This is a genomic window from Vibrio sp. 1288, assembly GCF_033344475.1.
This window is the reverse complement of the sequence record NZ_JAWPOX010000021.1, coordinates 70,336-85,752: the sequence shown is the minus strand read 5'-3', so window position 1 is coordinate 85,752 and position 15,417 is coordinate 70,336. Positions and strand designations below refer to the sequence as shown.

Sequence of the window (15,417 nt, the reverse complement as noted above, 5' to 3'; positions counted from 1 at the left end):
GTGCCGACTACCGGAATCGAACTGGTGACCTACTGATTACAAGTCAGTTGCTCTACCTACTGAGCTAAGTCGGCACACTTTATTCTTTGTGCTTTTGTCCGTGTTATAACATTTCGTTAAGACACCAACAAATCAAATTGTGGTGCCCGGAGGCGGAATCGAACCACCGACACGAGGATTTTCAATCCTCTGCTCTACCGACTGAGCTATCCGGGCAACGGAGCGCTATTAAACGGATTTTCCCGCGTTGCGTCAACCACTTTTTTTAAATAATTTCAAAAAAGTGGTTGTTCGAACGCTTTTTATTCAACTGTCACTACAAAGTTTGCTTCGAGTTAAATTCCTTTTTGAAATTTGTAACTTTTTCTAGGTAGCGACGCGCTTCTGCGTTCGGGTGTTTCTTGGTTAACGCCCAATAAACTTGGTTGGGTTGCAATGAATTAAGATCTTGCATTGCGCGTTTGCGATCACTGCGATGAAATGTGTTTAAAACTCCTCCAGTACCGCCATTGTAAGCTGAAATCATGCTGTACTCGAGAGAGGTAGGGTGGCGGACTTCTCTTAAATAACGATTTTTTAAGATATAGAAATACGCAGTACCAGTATCTATGTTGTTTTCTGGATTAAACAAATATTCAGGGCTTGGTTGGCCCGAGCGCTTTTTCACGAGTTTGAACACATCTCGTCCCGCTGTTTTAGGTACAACTTGCATTAGGCCATATGCATTTGCCCAACTTACCGCGTATGGGTTGAAACTGCTCTCGGTTTTAATAATGGCGTATATCAAGTCTTCTGGAATGTCGTATTTCTTGGAAGCTCGACGCACGATATCGGCGTATTGGTAGCTGCGAGTTGAAAAGTGGTCTTCAACCATGGGAATTTCGACGTAATACGCTTTCTTGAAATCTACATTTTTGGTTTTTATTTTATTTGCGATGAGGTATTCCGCAAATCGGTTTGCCCGCCAAGACCATTGAATTGGCTTATTGTCTTGGTCGACAACTTGTTTATACAGGAATGGTTGCCCCTCTAACGTGATACCTTTAGAGGAGAATAAGTCGACGTGAGCGGGATCGTCTGGTGTTAATAAGGTGGTGACAATCGCGTCTTTTAGGTGTTTTTGGGGCTCTGTCGGTGATACGGTCTCTATCGTGATCACGCCTTTGCGAAAGTCGACCTCGGCGCGGCTAAGGTAGTTATCGATGTACTTAACGTAATTACTCTTGCCTGCGTACTTGATTTCTTTTTTACCCCAGCGCTTTTGAATATTGCCTGAAAAGCTATTGATTAAGGCATCTAGCGCCGCAGTATCTTTTTCAAATTGTCCTGGTAGCTCAGCTAAGTTATTGGCAAAACGGTTTGTTGGCTCGTAGTTGACGTCATAAATCTTTTCGACGAATTCACGGCTACAGCCTGCCATTAAAAGTGCGGCAGCAATAAAGACAATTTTTTTCATAAGTATCAGAGTTATTGAAGGTAATAGAAAAATGACACCACAAATGGTTGTGATGTCATTGTTTAACTCAAGCGACTTTATTCGCTCGGCGGTGTGTAACCTTCGATATGAACGTCTTTTCCTTCAAAGAGGAAATTTACCATTTCTGTTTCGATCAGTTTGCGGTGTTCTGGATCCATCATGTTGAGTTTCTTCTCGTTGATCAACATGGTTTGTTTGTGTTGCCACTGAGCCCACGCTTCTTTCGAGATGTTGTCGAAAATGCGTTTACCTAGTTCACCAGGGTAAAGTTGAAAGTCTAGACCTTCGCCTTCTTTCTTTAGTCGAGCACAAAATACAGTGCGGCTCATAATGACTCCTTGTATTCAATTAACGAAGTTCGTGGGGTAGCGTTTCCAGCAATAGTTTTACTGGCGCGGCTAAACCGACTTCTTCAGGTTTAGATAAGTTATACCAAAGACCTTTGTTGCCTTCCATTATCACGTCCGGTTGCTTTGATAAATCAATCAAAATTGGCGTGATATCTAGGTGGTAATGGCTGAATGTATGACGAAAGGTAATCAGTGTTTGCTTCTGTTTGATATTGCTGGCTTGAATGCCGCGTTGATCCAGTAGCAATTCAATGTCGCTTTCTGCATCCACATGTTCGGTTTGTGGGAAGCAGAATAAGCCACCCCAAATGCCTGTTTGTGGTCTTTGCTCCAACCACACCTCATGACCATTTTCGGTGTTGTGGTGAAGCATCACGAAACGAGTTTGCTTGATTGGCTTATCTTTCTTCGGTTTTTTGCCCGGGTAGTCGAGCACATTACCTTGTTGCTTTGCCACACACAGGTCAGCAACAGGGCAGAGGCTACATTTGGGTTTGCTGCGTGTGCAGACCATTGCGCCCATGTCCATCATTGCCTGGTTATACTTATCTACATCCGTTTGTGGGGTGTGCGTTTCGGCAATTTCCCACAGCTGGTTTTCAACCTTTTTTTGTCCTGGCCATCCTGCAACTGCGAAACAGCGGGATAGGGTGCGCTTCACGTTACCATCAAGAATCGCGTGTGGTTGTTTATACACAGACGATAAAATGGCGGCAGCGGTAGAGCGACCAATCCCCGGTAGGGCGTTCATTTTCTCTATATCAAGAGGAAACTCACCATTGTATGTAGAGGCGACCTCTTGTGCTGCTTTGTGAAGGTTACGGGCTCGGGCGTAGTACCCTAAGCCAGTCCAAAGGTGTAGGACTTCATCTTGCTCAGCATTGGCAAGATCGATCACGGTTGGAAAGCGCTCCAAGAAACGTTGGTAATACGGAATAACCGTAGTGACCTGAGTTTGCTGAAGCATAATTTCAGACAACCAGACACTGTATGCGGTCTTATTTTGTTGCCACGGAAGATCTTTTCTTCCATATGCGTCATACCATTCTAGGATGGCACTGGCGAAAGGTGTCACGACTTGCTCTGTATTCTATTATTGGTTAGGTGCAAAATTGCACCACATAATGGGCAAGAAGTACAACGGATAAACAGTAGGGATATAAAGAGGTGTGTCGTTGCTTTTGGGTTGCCATAGACCAAGAGCTCAACAAATACTTGCACCTAAGTAAATTCTTTGGATAATCCCCGCTTTGATTAATCAATGTGCAGGCAAAATCAATGAGTGAAGTAACCACTAACGAATACAACGAAGACGGAAAGCTGATCCGCAAAATCCGCAGCTTTGTACGCCGTGAAGGGCGTTTGACTAAAGGTCAAGAGAGCGCGATGAATGAATGCTGGCCTACGATGGGTATTGACTTCAAAGCTGAACTTCTCGATTGGAAAGAAGTGTTTGGCAACGATAACCCAGTAGTGCTTGAGATCGGTTTTGGTATGGGTGCTTCATTGGTTGAAATGGCAAAGAACGCGCCAGAGAAAAACTTCATCGGTATCGAAGTTCATAGCCCAGGCGTTGGTGCTTGTCTTGCCGATGCTCGCGAAGCGGGAATTACTAACCTGCGTGTAATGTGTCACGATGCGGTAGAAGTATTCGAACACATGATCCCAAATGGCAGCTTATCGACACTGCAATTGTTCTTCCCAGACCCTTGGCATAAGAAGCGTCACCACAAGCGTCGTATTGTTCAATTAGGTTTTGCGGAAATGGTGCGTGAGAAGCTTATCCCTAATGAAGGTATTTTCCACATGGCGACCGACTGGGAAAACTACGCAGAGCACATGATTGAAGTGATGAACCAAGCGCCAGGTTTCGAAAACATTGCTAAAGATGGTGATTTCGTTCCTCGTCCAGACGATCGCCCGCTAACGAAGTTTGAAGCTCGTGGTCACCGTCTTGGTCACGGTGTTTGGGATATCAAATATAAGCGTATTGCGTAACCAGAGGAGTTCATGGGATGTACCATTACGCGATATTAGCGAATCCGGGTCATAACCGAATTTACTTTGATAGCGCAATGACCATTGCCTGTTCTGAGCTAAAAGCAATTTTAGCTTCACAAGGCGTGGATGTGACAGAAATTGGTAGTAAAGACGTTGGCTTACCTGCTGCGTTGGTGTTTTCTTGTCAGGAAGCGCTAACCGATGAGCAGGCGCGAAGAATCGCAGCCTCTTCGATTTACTATGCGCTATTTGAAGTGCGCGAAGATGGTTTACTTCGACCAGTTCAAGCGCCCGTATTTAACACTTTCCCGGAAAGCATGAGCCAGATTTTGCGCTACACCGGGAAAACAAATGAGCAGTTTACCCGTTTGATGGTGAATATCGGCATTAGTGCGTCCAATACGGGAAGTGAACAACTGACCTTAATGGATCCAATGTGTGGTAAAGGTACAACCTTATTTGAAGGCTTGATCCACGGTTTGAACGTGGTAGGGGTTGAGATCAACGCCAAGTGGGTGCAAGAGATCCAAACCTTTATTGTTAAGTTCATGAAGAATGGCCGCTTTAAGCACAAAGTGAGCAAAGAAAAGCGCACTGCGGGTGGCAAGAAAGTGGCGGATGGTTTCGTGGTTGAAGCTGCAGCAAATAAAGAAGATTACAACCAAGGCAATCTTCAGTTTATGAAGCTGTATTCGGCTGATACTCGTATCGCTGATCAAGTCGTGAAAAAGAACTCAGTTGATGTGATGGTGTCTGACTTGCCTTATGGCGTGCAGCACGGCAGCAAAAATGCCAAGGACAGCAAACTGAACCGCAGTCCACTAGAGCTTTTAAAAGAGGCTCTGCCTGCATGGAAAGTGGTATTGAAAAAACAAGGTTCAGTGGTGTTGTCTTTCAATGAATTCACATTGAAATGGAAAGATGTCGCGGCATTATTTGAAGAGCAAGGTTGGAAGGTACTTTCAGAAGAGCCTTACATCGGTTATCTTCACCGTGTTGATCAATCTATCAACCGCAATATTATTGTGGCAGTAAAACCATAATCGACTTGAGTCGAACGAACCCTATGGAAAAGCCAACGACACGTTGGCTTTTTTTACCTCTGAGCTCAACGAGTTCTCTTGTAAATAGAAGGTAGAGAATGAAACCGACAGTGGAAATTTTGACAGATATTTTGGCGGAAGTACGCCCTTTAATCGGCCAAGGTAAAGTGGCTGATTACATTCCTGCTCTGGCAAAAGTACCCAGCAACAAGTTAGGTATTGCGGTATACACCAACGAAGGTGAGGTTATTAAGGCGGGTGATGCCGATGAACCTTTCTCTATCCAATCTATTTCAAAAGCATTGAGCTTGACGTTAGCGATGTGCTTGTACAAGCAAGAAGAAATTTGGTCTCGAGTGGGAAAAGAGCCTTCGGGGCAGGCATTTAATTCGCTAATTCAGCTAGAAATGGAGCAAGGTATTCCTCGTAATCCATTTATAAATGCTGGAGCGATAGTAGTGGCAGATTTGTTACAAACTCGCTTATCTGCACCTCGTCAGCGCCTGTTGGAATTTGTGCGTCAGCTTTCTGGTGATACCCATATTGTGTATGACAAAGTCGTTGCGGCATCCGAAATGATGCATGGTGATCGTAATGCGGCGATTGCATATCTCATGCGTTCGTTTGGCAACTTCGAAAATGAAGTGATTCCAGTACTACAAAACTACTTCCACGCTTGTGCGCTGAAGATGAGTTGCGTTGATTTGGCTAAAACGTTTAGCTATTTAGCAAACAAGGGCACATCGGTACAAACGGGTAAGCCTGTAGTTTCTCCTGTGCAAACCAAACAACTTAATGCACTGTTAGCAACGTGTGGCTTGTATGATGGCGCGGGCGAGTTTGCTTATCGCGTTGGTATGCCTGGTAAGTCTGGTGTTGGTGGTGGCATTATTGCGGTAGTACCTGGTGAAATGACCATTTCAGTATGGTCTCCAGAGCTTGATCCTTCAGGTAACTCGCTTGCTGGTACTAAGGCGCTTGAGCTGCTCTCAGAGCGAATTGGCCGTTCAATTTTCTAATGTTGGAAATGTGTCAACCTTATTTAGGACGGCACACAGTTTCTAAATAAAAAGCCTCTCAATTGAGAGGCTTTTTTTGTTTTGGGGTTGCGTTACTCTTCGCTTTCTTCGGCCATAAAGGCTTCGAGCAAATCATTAAGGAAGAGCTTCCCTTTTTCAGTAATTTGCCAGTGGGTAGGCGTTTCACTCAGGTAGCCCATTTCTATCGCCCAGTTGATGGTTTCTTGAATCGTACTGAGCGGTAAGCCCGTGGTGTCTACATAATCTTGCTTCGGACAGGCTTCGATTAAGCGGAATCGGTTCATAAAGAACTCGAATGGACGATCTTCATCCACGACGACATGTTCTGTATGCAGATAAGGTTTGACCATATTTTGATAAGCCGCTAAATAGCCTCGCGGGTGTTTTACCTTTGTCGTTCGAATAATACGTCCGTCGGTAAAACTGAGTTTGCCATGAGAGCCACAACCGATACCAAGGTAATCACCAAAGCGCCAGTAGTTGAGGTTGTGCTGACACTGATAGCCCGGCTTACTGTAACCGGAGATTTCATACTGCACATAACCCGCAGCTGCAAGTTTTTGGTGTCCGAGCTCGAAAATATCCCACAAGTCATCATCGTCAGGTAGCGTTGGTGGCTTGTAGTAAAACATGGTGTTTGGTTCGATGGTCAGCTGATACCAAGACAAGTGCGGCGGTGCCAACTCAATCGCTTTGTCCAAATCTGCCAAGGCTTGTTCGATGCTTTGATCAGGTAAGCCGTGCATGAGATCGAGGTTAAAGCTGTTCAAACCGATTTGGTGCGCCAGCTTAGCAGCATTGACGGCTTCGTCTTGGCCGTGAATGCGCCCCAAACGCTCAAGCTTCTGCTGCTCAAAGCTTTGCACGCCGATAGAGATACGCGTTACCCCGGCTTTACGGTAGCCAACAAAACGCTCTGCTTCGATGGTGCCTGGGTTCGCTTCCATGGTAATTTCGATTTCAGGCTTGAACGGAATACGCGCTTCAATGCCCTTAAGTAGACGCTCGATACCTTCTGCCGAAATCAAACTCGGCGTACCACCACCAATGAAGATTGAATGCAGTGAACGTGGCGCTTCGTTAAGGCGGTATTTCTCAATGTCGGTATCCAAGTCTTCAAGAAGGGCATTGATGTACTCTTCTTCTGGGATCTCGGCTTTAAGCGCGTGAGAGTTAAAGTCGCAATAAGGGCACTTTTGTACACACCACGGGATGTGTACATACAAGCTCAGTGCTGGGGGCGTTAACATGGTCTAATTCGCTCGCGATTACTGAGACACTTGCTCAGACAGTTGAGCAAACAACGACTTGAGTGCTTTACCGCGGTGAGACAGTTGCTTCTTACGTGCTGGCTCAAGTTCGGCAGACGCGCAGTTGTCTTCAGGAACGAAGAAGACTGGGTCGTAGCCAAAGCCATTTTCACCGTGTGCTTCAGTTAGAATGCGACCTTCCCATTTACCGTGACAAACGATAGGGGTTGGATCGTTCTCGTGACGCATCAAAACCAATACGCAGTGGAAGCGAGCGGTGCGATCTGCTTCTGGTACGCCTTCCATTGCTTTAAGTAGCTTCTCTAGGTTCTCTTGGTCAGAGGCTTTTTCACCCGCGTAACGTGCAGAGTAAATGCCCGGAGCGCCTTTTAAGAAATCGACTTCTAATCCAGAGTCGTCTGCAATGGCAGGAAGCCCTGTTTCTTGTGCGGCATGGCGAGCTTTAATGATTGCGTTTTCAATGAAAGTTGTACCCGTTTCAGCTACTTCCGATACATTGAATTCACTTTGCGCTAATACTTCAAAGCCGAAGTCAGACAACAAATCTGCCATTTCACGAACTTTGCCTTGGTTACCAGTTGCTAGCACAATTTTTTTCATGGGAATCTCTTTTAATAGTGATAGAGGAGAACAAATCGTTCTCCTCTAGATATTCTTTAACTAATAAGTGGTTTTTAGCCTGCTTAGATCCAAAAGCTTTTGGAACATCACAACCCAATTACTCTTCAACATAAAACTTCTGGGTGAATTTAAGCTTACCTGAGCCTTTGTTTCCAGCTTTTACGTCAATATCGAAAGTAAAAGTTTCTTCGTGGGTAATTGGCAGTTCGGCTAAATAGTATATCGCATTGCCTTCTTTGACTTCACGAAAGGTCAAGGTCTGAGTTTGGCCGATAAGGTTCTTCGCGCGTCCAGCAATTTTTGCTTCTAATGCTGGCTTACCCAATGAAGCTCTATCTAACACGCTAATATTAACCACAGCGAGGTATCCATTACGTTTGATATCGTAGCTACGTGCGACTTTGGGTGTTAGGAATGTTGAGTTAAACGCGACATAGTGGACTTCGATATCTTTCATATTTTTAAACTGATCGGCGAAGCTTGGTAACGACAACAGGCTAATCAGTAATGCGGTAATCCATTTGCTCATTGTTACTTCCTCAAAGCACTTGTTATAAAACAACCATAGCTGCAATTTTACCTTGGTCAGGGGGTAAAAAATGCGTACTCAGTCGTTGGTATTAGTAAGTGTGGTACAAAATCGTAAATAAAAAGCCATCATATGATGGCTTTAATTTCTGTCGGTATCTGGGTAGGCGATTCTATCCGAATTTGTTTGTGCCGTCCTAATTCACCTTTTTCTATGTGAACCAAGCCCTTAGCGATTTTAAACTGCTTGGCTAAGAACTTAGTTAGGTGTGCATTAGCTTTGCCATCGACAGGTGGAGCAGTAATGGCGATTTTTAGCTCTTCACCATGCAAGCCAACGATTTTATCGCGGCTAGCTTTAGGTTGAATATAGAGCTTCAGGATGATGTCCTCACCATCTTGCCAAACTGCAGCTGACATTATAGCTGGAACCAAATTGGACCAATGATATCGCCCATTAAGAAGTTCGCGAACTGCAAGCCGATAAATAACACCAGTACGCTTAAATCAAGACCACCAATAGCCGGAAGAATACGACGGATTGGAGCGCACATTGGCTCGGTCAGTTGATGGAATACGTACTCGATAGGGCTGCGGCCTTGGCTTACCCAGCTCAAAATTGCACGGATCAATAGTACCCAGAACAATAGGCCACCTGCGGCTTTGATTAATGATAATAAGCCCAAGAATAAGAAGTCAGCGCTGAAAGAGACGGAACCGTTCGAAGCTATTAGGATAAGCACGACAAATTTAAGCACACACAACACGTAGGCAAACAACACGGTTGCTAGGTCAATATTCCCCACGGAAGGGATAACGCGGCGCAATGGACCAATGACCGGCTGAGTCGCTTTTACTATAAATTGCGAGAATGGGTTGTAGAAGTCTGCGCGCGCAGCTTGCAACCAAATTCGCAAAATTACGACCATGATGTACAGGTCAAATAGGGTTGAGATGAGAAAACTCATTGAATTCATAAGGTACCCTTAACAAGTGATGGATGATACTAAACGGAGTTCATCCAAATAATTAAAACAGTTTTTCCATTTCTTCCGCGCGAGCCACAGCAGCTTGCATGGCTTTAGCGACAATATCTGAAAGTTGATGTTCGTTGAATGTACGCAGTGCTTCTGCCGTTGTCCCACCTTTCGAAGTTACGTTCTCACGCAGGGTCGATAGCTCAGTTTCTGGGTTGCTAACCACCATACTGGCCGCGCCCAGTGCCGCTTGCTGAACCAATAGTCGAGCGGTCTCTTTATCAAAGCCTTGCGCAATCGCTTCTGCTTGCATCGCTTCCATAAACAGGAAGAAGTATGCTGGAGCACTGCCCGCTGCGGCAATCACATTATTGATGCCAGACTCTTGCTCAACCCAACATACTTTACCGACCGCTTCCATTAACTCTGCGGCAAAAGCTTTGTCGTGCTCGGTTACATGAGTTGGTGCGAACAACCCACTCATACCCAACCCAAGTTGTGATGGCGTATTTGGCATAACACGAACCAAGTTCAATTTGGTGGCTAGCATATCATCCAATCGTGAACAGTTGATGCCTGCGGCAATAGAAATCACCAGTTTATTAGTGAAATCGATCGATTGCAGTGGTTTACAGACATCCGCCATCATTTGCGGTTTTACAGACAATACCACCACATCCGCCTCGGTCGCAGCTTGGATGTTATCGCTGGTGGTACGGATGCCAAAATCTTGTTCTAGCAGAAGGCGGCGAGCCTCTGAAGGAGCCGTCGCGGTAATGTTTTGCGCTGGATATCCGTTAGCAACCAAGCCGGAAACAATGGCTCTCACCATGTTGCCAGCACCAATGAAGGCGATTTTTTTATGTTCCATTTGTCTGATTTCCATCATGATATTTAGAATTTGTTGTGCGCTCAGGTGTATAATGGCGCCGCTGTTACTTACTGCTCCTATTGGCGAGTAAGATGATTGCGCATTTACGCTCTAACGATTGACGACATAACTTATGTCGCGAGTGAGCGTTTTGTTGATTTAGCTGTAGTCTCGTGCGCCGAAAATAGCGGTTCCAATACGAACCATTGTACTACCAGCTTCGATTGCAGCGGTCATATCACCACTCATTCCCATTGATAATGTATCGATTTCTGGGAACTGTGCTTCGAGTGTTTGCTTCAACGTAGCCAACTTCTGAAATTCACGGAGTTGTGATTCGTAGTCAGACACGTTGGCAGGAATCGACATCAACCCTCTTAAAGTGAGGTTGGGTAGGCGAGAAATCAACTCCGCCAGCTCGAATACTTCCGCTTCAGTGACACCAGACTTAGATGCCTCACCACTGGTGTTAACCTGAATCAGAACTTGTAGCGGTTTAAGTTCGCTTGGCCGCTGATCATTCAGGCGTTGAGCAATCTTGGTTCGATCGATGGTGTGAACCCAATCGAAATGTTCAGCAACAAGTCGCGATTTATTCGATTGAATCGGGCCAATGAAGTGCCATTCGATTCGATTATCTGGATAATGCACGGCAAAGTGCTGAACTTTACTGACGCCCTCTTGAACGTAGTTTTCACCAAAGGCGGTTTGTCCCGCTTGGTAGGCTTCGAGAATTGCCTCGACAGGTTTAGTTTTGCTTACCGCTAGAAGTTGCACTGACTCTGGAGTTCGACCACATTTTTGCTCGTCATATCGAATTTGAGAGGTGATATGTTCAATATTTTGTTGAATACTACTCATAGCTGTACTTTAGACTTAAGGATTTTAAATGGATATCACTGAGTTACTGGATTTTAGTGTAAAACATAATGCCTCGGATCTACATCTTTCTGCAGGTGTCCCACCAATGGTTCGTATTGATGGGGATGTAAGAAAACTAGGCATTCCAGCGTTTACACACCAAGAAGTGCATCGTTTGGTTTTCGAAATCATGAACGATGCCCAGCGCAGTGAGTTCGAAGAAAAACTCGAAGTCGATTTCTCTTTTGAGTTGCATAACGTTGGCCGTTTCCGTGTCAACGCTTTCAACCAATCTCGCGGTTGTGCGGCAGTATTCCGTACCATTCCAAGTAGCATTCCAACTCTGGAAGAGCTAGAAGCGCCAGAGATCTTCAAAAAAATTGCGAACGCTGAAAAAGGCTTAGTTCTGGTCACTGGCCCAACAGGTTCAGGTAAATCGACGACCTTAGCAGCCATTGTTGACTACATTAACCGTAATCACAACAAGCACGTACTCACAATTGAAGATCCGATTGAATTTGTTCACAACAACAATAAATGTTTGATTAACCAGCGTGAAGTTCACCGTGACACCCATAGTTTCCAAAACGCACTGCGCAGCGCATTGCGTGAAGACCCGGATGTCATTCTGGTTGGTGAGATGCGTGACAAAGAAACCATCAGCCTTGCGTTAACGGCGGCGGAAACGGGGCACTTAGTGTTCGGCACGTTACACACCAGCTCGGCGGCAAAAACCATTGACCGTATTATCGATGTGTTCCCTGGCAGCGATAAAGACATGGTGCGCTCGATGCTTTCTGAATCCCTTCGTTCGGTTATCGCACAAAAATTATTGAAACGTAATGGTGGTGGCCGTATTGCATGCCATGAAATTATGATGGCAACGCCTGCGATTCGTAACTTGATCCGCGAAGACAAAGTCGCGCAGATGTATTCGATCATTCAAACAGGTGCGGCTCACGGCATGCAAACCATGGAGCAAAATGCTCGTCAGTTAATGGCGCAAGGCATGGTTGCTCGTGAAGAGGTCGATAGTAAGATCGGATTAGAAGTGCAGCAATTCTCGTAACGTTCATACAGATAATGGTGAATACGGAAGATGGATCTAGATAAATTTCTCGAAGGCATGTTGGCGCTGAAAGCGTCGGATCTTTACATCACGGTTGGAGCGCCAATTCTATTTCGTGTGGATGGCGAATTGCGTCCGCAAGGGGAAAAACTCACCGAGAGTGATGTGGCTGCATTACTCGACAGCGCTATGGAACCAGATCGGCGTCAGGAATTTCGTAAAAGTCGCGAGTCAAATTTTGCCATTGTGAGAGATTGTGGCCGCTTCCGTGTGAGTGCCTTTTTTCAACGCGAGTTACCAGGCGCAGTGATTCGTCGTATTGAAACCAATATTCCTACTTTTGAGCAGTTAAAGTTACCGTTAGTGTTGCAAGATTTGGCAATAGCTAAGCGTGGTTTGGTGCTGGTGGTCGGTGCTACTGGATCGGGTAAATCGACCACCATGGCGGCGATGACAGGCTATCGAAACAGCAATAAAACCGGGCACATTTTGACGGTCGAAGATCCGATCGAATTCGTGCATGAACACAAGCGCTGTATCGTGACTCAACGCGAAGTTGGGTTAGATACGGAAAGCTATGAAGTTGCGCTTAAAAACTCGCTGCGCCAAGCACCAGATATGATTTTGATTGGTGAGATCCGTAGCCGTGAAACAATGGAATACGCGATGACCTTCGCCGAAACGGGTCACCTGTGTATGGCAACGTTGCACGCCAACAATGCAAACCAAGCTTTAGAGCGCATTCTTCACTTGGTACCGAAAGATCAAAAAGAACAATTCTTGTTCGATTTGTCGATGAACCTAAAAGGCGTGGTTGGTCAGCAGCTGATCCGAGATAAAAATGGGCAGGGACGTCATGGTGTATTTGAGATCTTGCTAAATAGTCCACGTGTGTCGGATTTGATTCGTCGCGGAGATTTACATGAGTTGAAGTCAACCATGGCTCGCTCAAATGAGTTTGGTATGCTGACGTTCGATCAATCTCTTTATAAGTTAGTGATGCAAGGTAAGATCAGCGAAGAGGATGCACTACATAGCGCCGACTCGGCGAATGATCTGCGCTTGATGTTGAAAACGCAGCGTGGTGAAGCATTCTCTACGGGCAGTTTGGCAAACGTTAAGATCGATATGGATTAATCCAATCCAGAAACAAAAAAAGGTTGGCAGAAGCCAACCTTTTTTCATTGTGCTTGAAGTGTTTACTCACCCTAAAGGGCTTCAAACCAGCTTTCTAGAATCACCACCGCTGACTGGCAGTCAACATTACCTTTCGATAGGGCTTTGTAGCCGCCCATGCTGAACAACTCCGCACGAGCTTCTGCAGTAGATAAACGCTCATCATGCAGTTCAACTGGCAATCCGTATCGGCCTTGCAGACGCTTAGCAAATTTTCGTGCACGAGGGGTTATGGTCTCAAGGTCTTTACCATGCAGATCGGTCGGTAAACCGACCACTAGCAAATCTGGTTGCCACTCTTTGATTTGCTTTTCGATATCGTCCCAGTTTGGAATACCGTCATTGGCTTTAAAGGCTTTTAATGGGGAAGCTGTACCAGTAATTTCTTGGCCAATAGCGCTACCAATGCTTTTGGTTCCAAAGTCAAAAGCCATAATTGTGCGTGACATAAGGTGTCTCTATCTAATGTAACTGTATATTTGGACTAAGCATGTCCAGAGTCTGCTGAAAGGTGACTTGGGTCGATGCCCAGCTTTTCGACCGCTTTCTTCCAACGCTCGTTGATTGGTGTATTAAAGATAATTTCAGGCGTCGCTTCAATGGTGAGCCAAGAGTTTTCGACCAGCTCACTTTCTAATTGGCCTGCACTCCAACCGGAGTAGCCAAGTGCCACTAAGTAATCACTTGGTTCTGCTTCTGTTCCTAACACCGACAGAATATCACGCGAAGTGGTTACCGCGAGGTCATCGGTCATTTGGACGCTGGACTCGTAGTAATCTTTGGGTTTATGCAAAATAAAACCACGATCTTCCGAGATTGGGCCGCCATTGTAGACTGGTCTATCTAGACTGGCTTCAAATAGGCGCGGGTGTACTGGCTGAACTTCCACCTGCTTGAGCATGTTGCCGACGGTGATATCAACAGGAGCATTGATCATCAGCCCCATAGCGCCGTCTTCGTTGTGCTCACAAACGTAGATCACGCTGTTTTGAAAGTACGGATCTTTCATCCCAGGCATGGCAACCAAAAAGTGATTTGTGAGATTCATACTCATATTGACCCTTAACTCTCGTAAATGCCCTTAAGCAAACATCATACAATTTACCATCTAGGTATGTGCATGAGTTTGCTTAAGTTAATGTACTACGCTCTCTATTAACTGTAATACAGTTTGAGTTATTCGCCTTTTACTCGACGTTCAATCGCATCCATCAGCTTGCCTGTGATTGAGATATCAAAAGCTGCTTCAATTTCGCGAATACAGGTTGGACTGGTGACGTTGATCTCTGTTAGCTTGTCGCCAATTACGTCAAGGCCAACAAAGATAAGGCCTTTTTCTTTCAGTGTCGGAGCAACGGTTTGCGCAATTTTGAGGTCGGTTTCGCTTAGCGGACGAGCTTCACCAGTACCACCAGCGGCTAGGTTGCCGCGCGTTTCGCCTTTAGCAGGAATGCGTGCTAGACAGTAAGGCATAGGTTCGCCATCTACCACTAGGATACGTTTGTCACCGTTGCTGATGTCTGGCACGAAGGTTTGTGCCATTGCGTAGTTTTGACCGTGGTTAGTCAATGTCTCGATGATTACAGAGACGTTTGGATCGTTTTCTTTTACACGGAAGATGGACGCGCCACCCATACCATCAAGCGGTTTCAGGATGACATCACCATGTTTTTCACGAAATTCTTTAATTTTTTCTGCTTTTCGCGTCACGATCGTTGTAGGTGTCAGCTCTGGGAACCATGCTGTAAACAGCTTTTCGTTACAATCACGTAAGCTTTGAGGCTTGTTAACGATCAGTGCACCCTGTTCTTCTGCACGCTCAAGGATGTAAGTCGCGTAGATGTATTCAGTATCAAACGGAGGATCTTTACGCATTAGCACCGCGTCTAGCTCAGACAGTTTGATAGTTTGCTCTGATTTGAACTCGTACCAACCGTTTGGATCTTCTTTTAGTTCTACCACTTTAGTATCTGCAATGGCAACGCCTTGATCGAGATGCAGATCATTCATTTCCATGTAGTGGATTTCATAGCCGCGTCGTTGCGCTTCAAGCATCATGGCAAAGCTAGAGTCTTTTTTGATGTTAATGGACGAGATTGGGTCCATTACGATACCGAGTTTGATCATTATTT

18 protein-coding genes and 2 tRNA genes are annotated in these 15,417 nt (G+C 45.4%); 5 read left to right on the top strand and 15 right to left on the bottom strand.

The window, feature by feature from the left end; genetic code table 11:
* Window position 1 precedes the first annotated feature (1 nt).
* The 5 genes from R8O11_RS16265 to mutY all read right to left on the bottom strand — a co-directional run bounded on the left by R8O11_RS16265 (window position 2) and on the right by mutY (window position 2,902).
* Window positions 2-74 (bottom strand) — tRNA-Thr (locus R8O11_RS16265).
* A 66-nt stretch (window positions 75-140) separates the two neighbouring features.
* Window positions 141-216, bottom strand: a tRNA-Phe gene (locus R8O11_RS16260).
* A gap of 100 nt (window positions 217-316) precedes the next feature.
* Window positions 317-1,456 carry a membrane-bound lytic murein transglycosylase MltC gene (gene mltC / locus R8O11_RS16255; protein ID WP_005381001.1) on the bottom strand — a complete coding sequence of 380 codons (1,140 nt, stop codon included), beginning with the start codon at window positions 1,454-1,456 and terminating at the stop codon, window positions 317-319.
* Between the two features lie 77 nt (window positions 1,457-1,533).
* A complete protein-coding gene (locus R8O11_RS16250) occupies window positions 1,534-1,806 on the bottom strand; it encodes an oxidative damage protection protein (RefSeq protein ID WP_005381002.1) in 273 nt (90 codons plus the stop codon).
* A gap of 19 nt (window positions 1,807-1,825) precedes the next feature.
* Window positions 1,826-2,902, bottom strand: a complete 1,077-nt coding sequence (gene mutY, locus R8O11_RS16245) for an A/G-specific adenine glycosylase (RefSeq protein WP_017635575.1) — start codon at window positions 2,900-2,902, stop codon at window positions 1,826-1,828.
* A 203-nt stretch (window positions 2,903-3,105) separates the two neighbouring features.
* Here mutY and trmB point away from each other — a divergent pair, with 203 nt between their 5' ends.
* From trmB to glsB, 3 genes are all read left to right on the top strand, one after another.
* Window positions 3,106-3,825: a tRNA (guanosine(46)-N7)-methyltransferase TrmB gene (trmB, locus tag R8O11_RS16240; RefSeq protein ID WP_005384506.1), complete on the top strand. Its 720-nt coding sequence runs from the start codon at window positions 3,106-3,108 to the stop codon at window positions 3,823-3,825.
* 17 nt (window positions 3,826-3,842) lie between these two features.
* Window positions 3,843-4,871, top strand: coding sequence for a TRM11 family SAM-dependent methyltransferase (locus R8O11_RS16235; RefSeq protein WP_005384509.1), 1,029 nt, complete (start codon window positions 3,843-3,845; stop codon window positions 4,869-4,871).
* Between the two features lie 98 nt (window positions 4,872-4,969).
* Window positions 4,970-5,890: a glutaminase B gene (gene glsB / locus R8O11_RS16230; protein ID WP_005381007.1), complete on the top strand. Its 921-nt coding sequence runs from the start codon at window positions 4,970-4,972 to the stop codon at window positions 5,888-5,890.
* A gap of 92 nt (window positions 5,891-5,982) precedes the next feature.
* On the opposite strand, the gene hemW is transcribed toward glsB, so the two are convergent.
* The 7 genes from hemW to R8O11_RS16195 form a co-directional block, all read right to left on the bottom strand.
* On the bottom strand, window positions 5,983-7,161 hold the full coding sequence (hemW, locus tag R8O11_RS16225; protein WP_158174167.1) for a radical SAM family heme chaperone HemW: 1,179 nt from the start codon (window positions 7,159-7,161) through the stop codon (window positions 5,983-5,985).
* 18 nt (window positions 7,162-7,179) lie between these two features.
* On the bottom strand, window positions 7,180-7,782 hold the full coding sequence (locus R8O11_RS16220) for an XTP/dITP diphosphatase (RefSeq protein ID WP_158174166.1): 603 nt from the start codon (window positions 7,780-7,782) through the stop codon (window positions 7,180-7,182).
* 118 nt (window positions 7,783-7,900) lie between these two features.
* Complete coding sequence (locus tag R8O11_RS16215) at window positions 7,901-8,332, bottom strand: DUF4426 domain-containing protein (RefSeq protein ID WP_005381010.1); 432 nt, start codon at window positions 8,330-8,332, stop codon at window positions 7,901-7,903.
* 128 nt (window positions 8,333-8,460) lie between these two features.
* A complete protein-coding gene (gene yggU, locus R8O11_RS16210; RefSeq protein ID WP_005381011.1) occupies window positions 8,461-8,751 on the bottom strand; it encodes a DUF167 family protein YggU in 291 nt (96 codons plus the stop codon).
* Window positions 8,751-9,308 carry a YggT family protein gene (locus tag R8O11_RS16205; protein ID WP_005381012.1) on the bottom strand — a complete coding sequence of 186 codons (558 nt, stop codon included), beginning with the start codon at window positions 9,306-9,308 and terminating at the stop codon, window positions 8,751-8,753. Before R8O11_RS16205 ends, yggU begins: the two co-directional genes overlap by 1 nt.
* A 52-nt stretch (window positions 9,309-9,360) precedes the next feature.
* On the bottom strand, window positions 9,361-10,179 hold the full coding sequence (gene proC / locus R8O11_RS16200; RefSeq protein WP_005381013.1) for a pyrroline-5-carboxylate reductase: 819 nt from the start codon (window positions 10,177-10,179) through the stop codon (window positions 9,361-9,363).
* 159 nt (window positions 10,180-10,338) lie between these two features.
* Window positions 10,339-11,040, bottom strand: a complete 702-nt coding sequence (locus tag R8O11_RS16195; protein WP_258480968.1) for a YggS family pyridoxal phosphate-dependent enzyme — start codon at window positions 11,038-11,040, stop codon at window positions 10,339-10,341.
* 28 nt (window positions 11,041-11,068) lie between these two features.
* On the opposite strand from R8O11_RS16195, the gene R8O11_RS16190 reads away from it, so the two are divergent.
* Window positions 11,069-12,109, top strand: coding sequence for a type IV pilus twitching motility protein PilT (locus R8O11_RS16190; RefSeq protein WP_005381015.1), 1,041 nt, complete (start codon window positions 11,069-11,071; stop codon window positions 12,107-12,109).
* A gap of 30 nt (window positions 12,110-12,139) precedes the next feature.
* Window positions 12,140-13,246 (top strand): PilT/PilU family type 4a pilus ATPase, encoded by a 1,107-nt coding sequence (locus R8O11_RS16185; protein ID WP_005381016.1) that lies wholly within the window; start codon window positions 12,140-12,142, stop codon window positions 13,244-13,246.
* A 71-nt stretch (window positions 13,247-13,317) separates the two neighbouring features.
* Here R8O11_RS16185 and ruvX read toward each other — a convergent pair whose 3' ends face one another.
* From ruvX to gshB, 3 genes are all read right to left on the bottom strand, one after another.
* Window positions 13,318-13,734: a Holliday junction resolvase RuvX gene (gene ruvX / locus R8O11_RS16180; protein ID WP_318194279.1), complete on the bottom strand. Its 417-nt coding sequence runs from the start codon at window positions 13,732-13,734 to the stop codon at window positions 13,318-13,320.
* A gap of 35 nt (window positions 13,735-13,769) precedes the next feature.
* Window positions 13,770-14,333 (bottom strand): YqgE/AlgH family protein, encoded by a 564-nt coding sequence (locus R8O11_RS16175; RefSeq protein WP_005381020.1) that lies wholly within the window; start codon window positions 14,331-14,333, stop codon window positions 13,770-13,772.
* Window positions 14,334-14,461: 128 nt separating this feature from the next.
* Window positions 14,462-15,412 (bottom strand): glutathione synthase, encoded by a 951-nt coding sequence (gene gshB / locus R8O11_RS16170; RefSeq protein ID WP_017635580.1) that lies wholly within the window; start codon window positions 15,410-15,412, stop codon window positions 14,462-14,464.
* Window positions 15,413-15,417 lie beyond the last annotated feature (5 nt).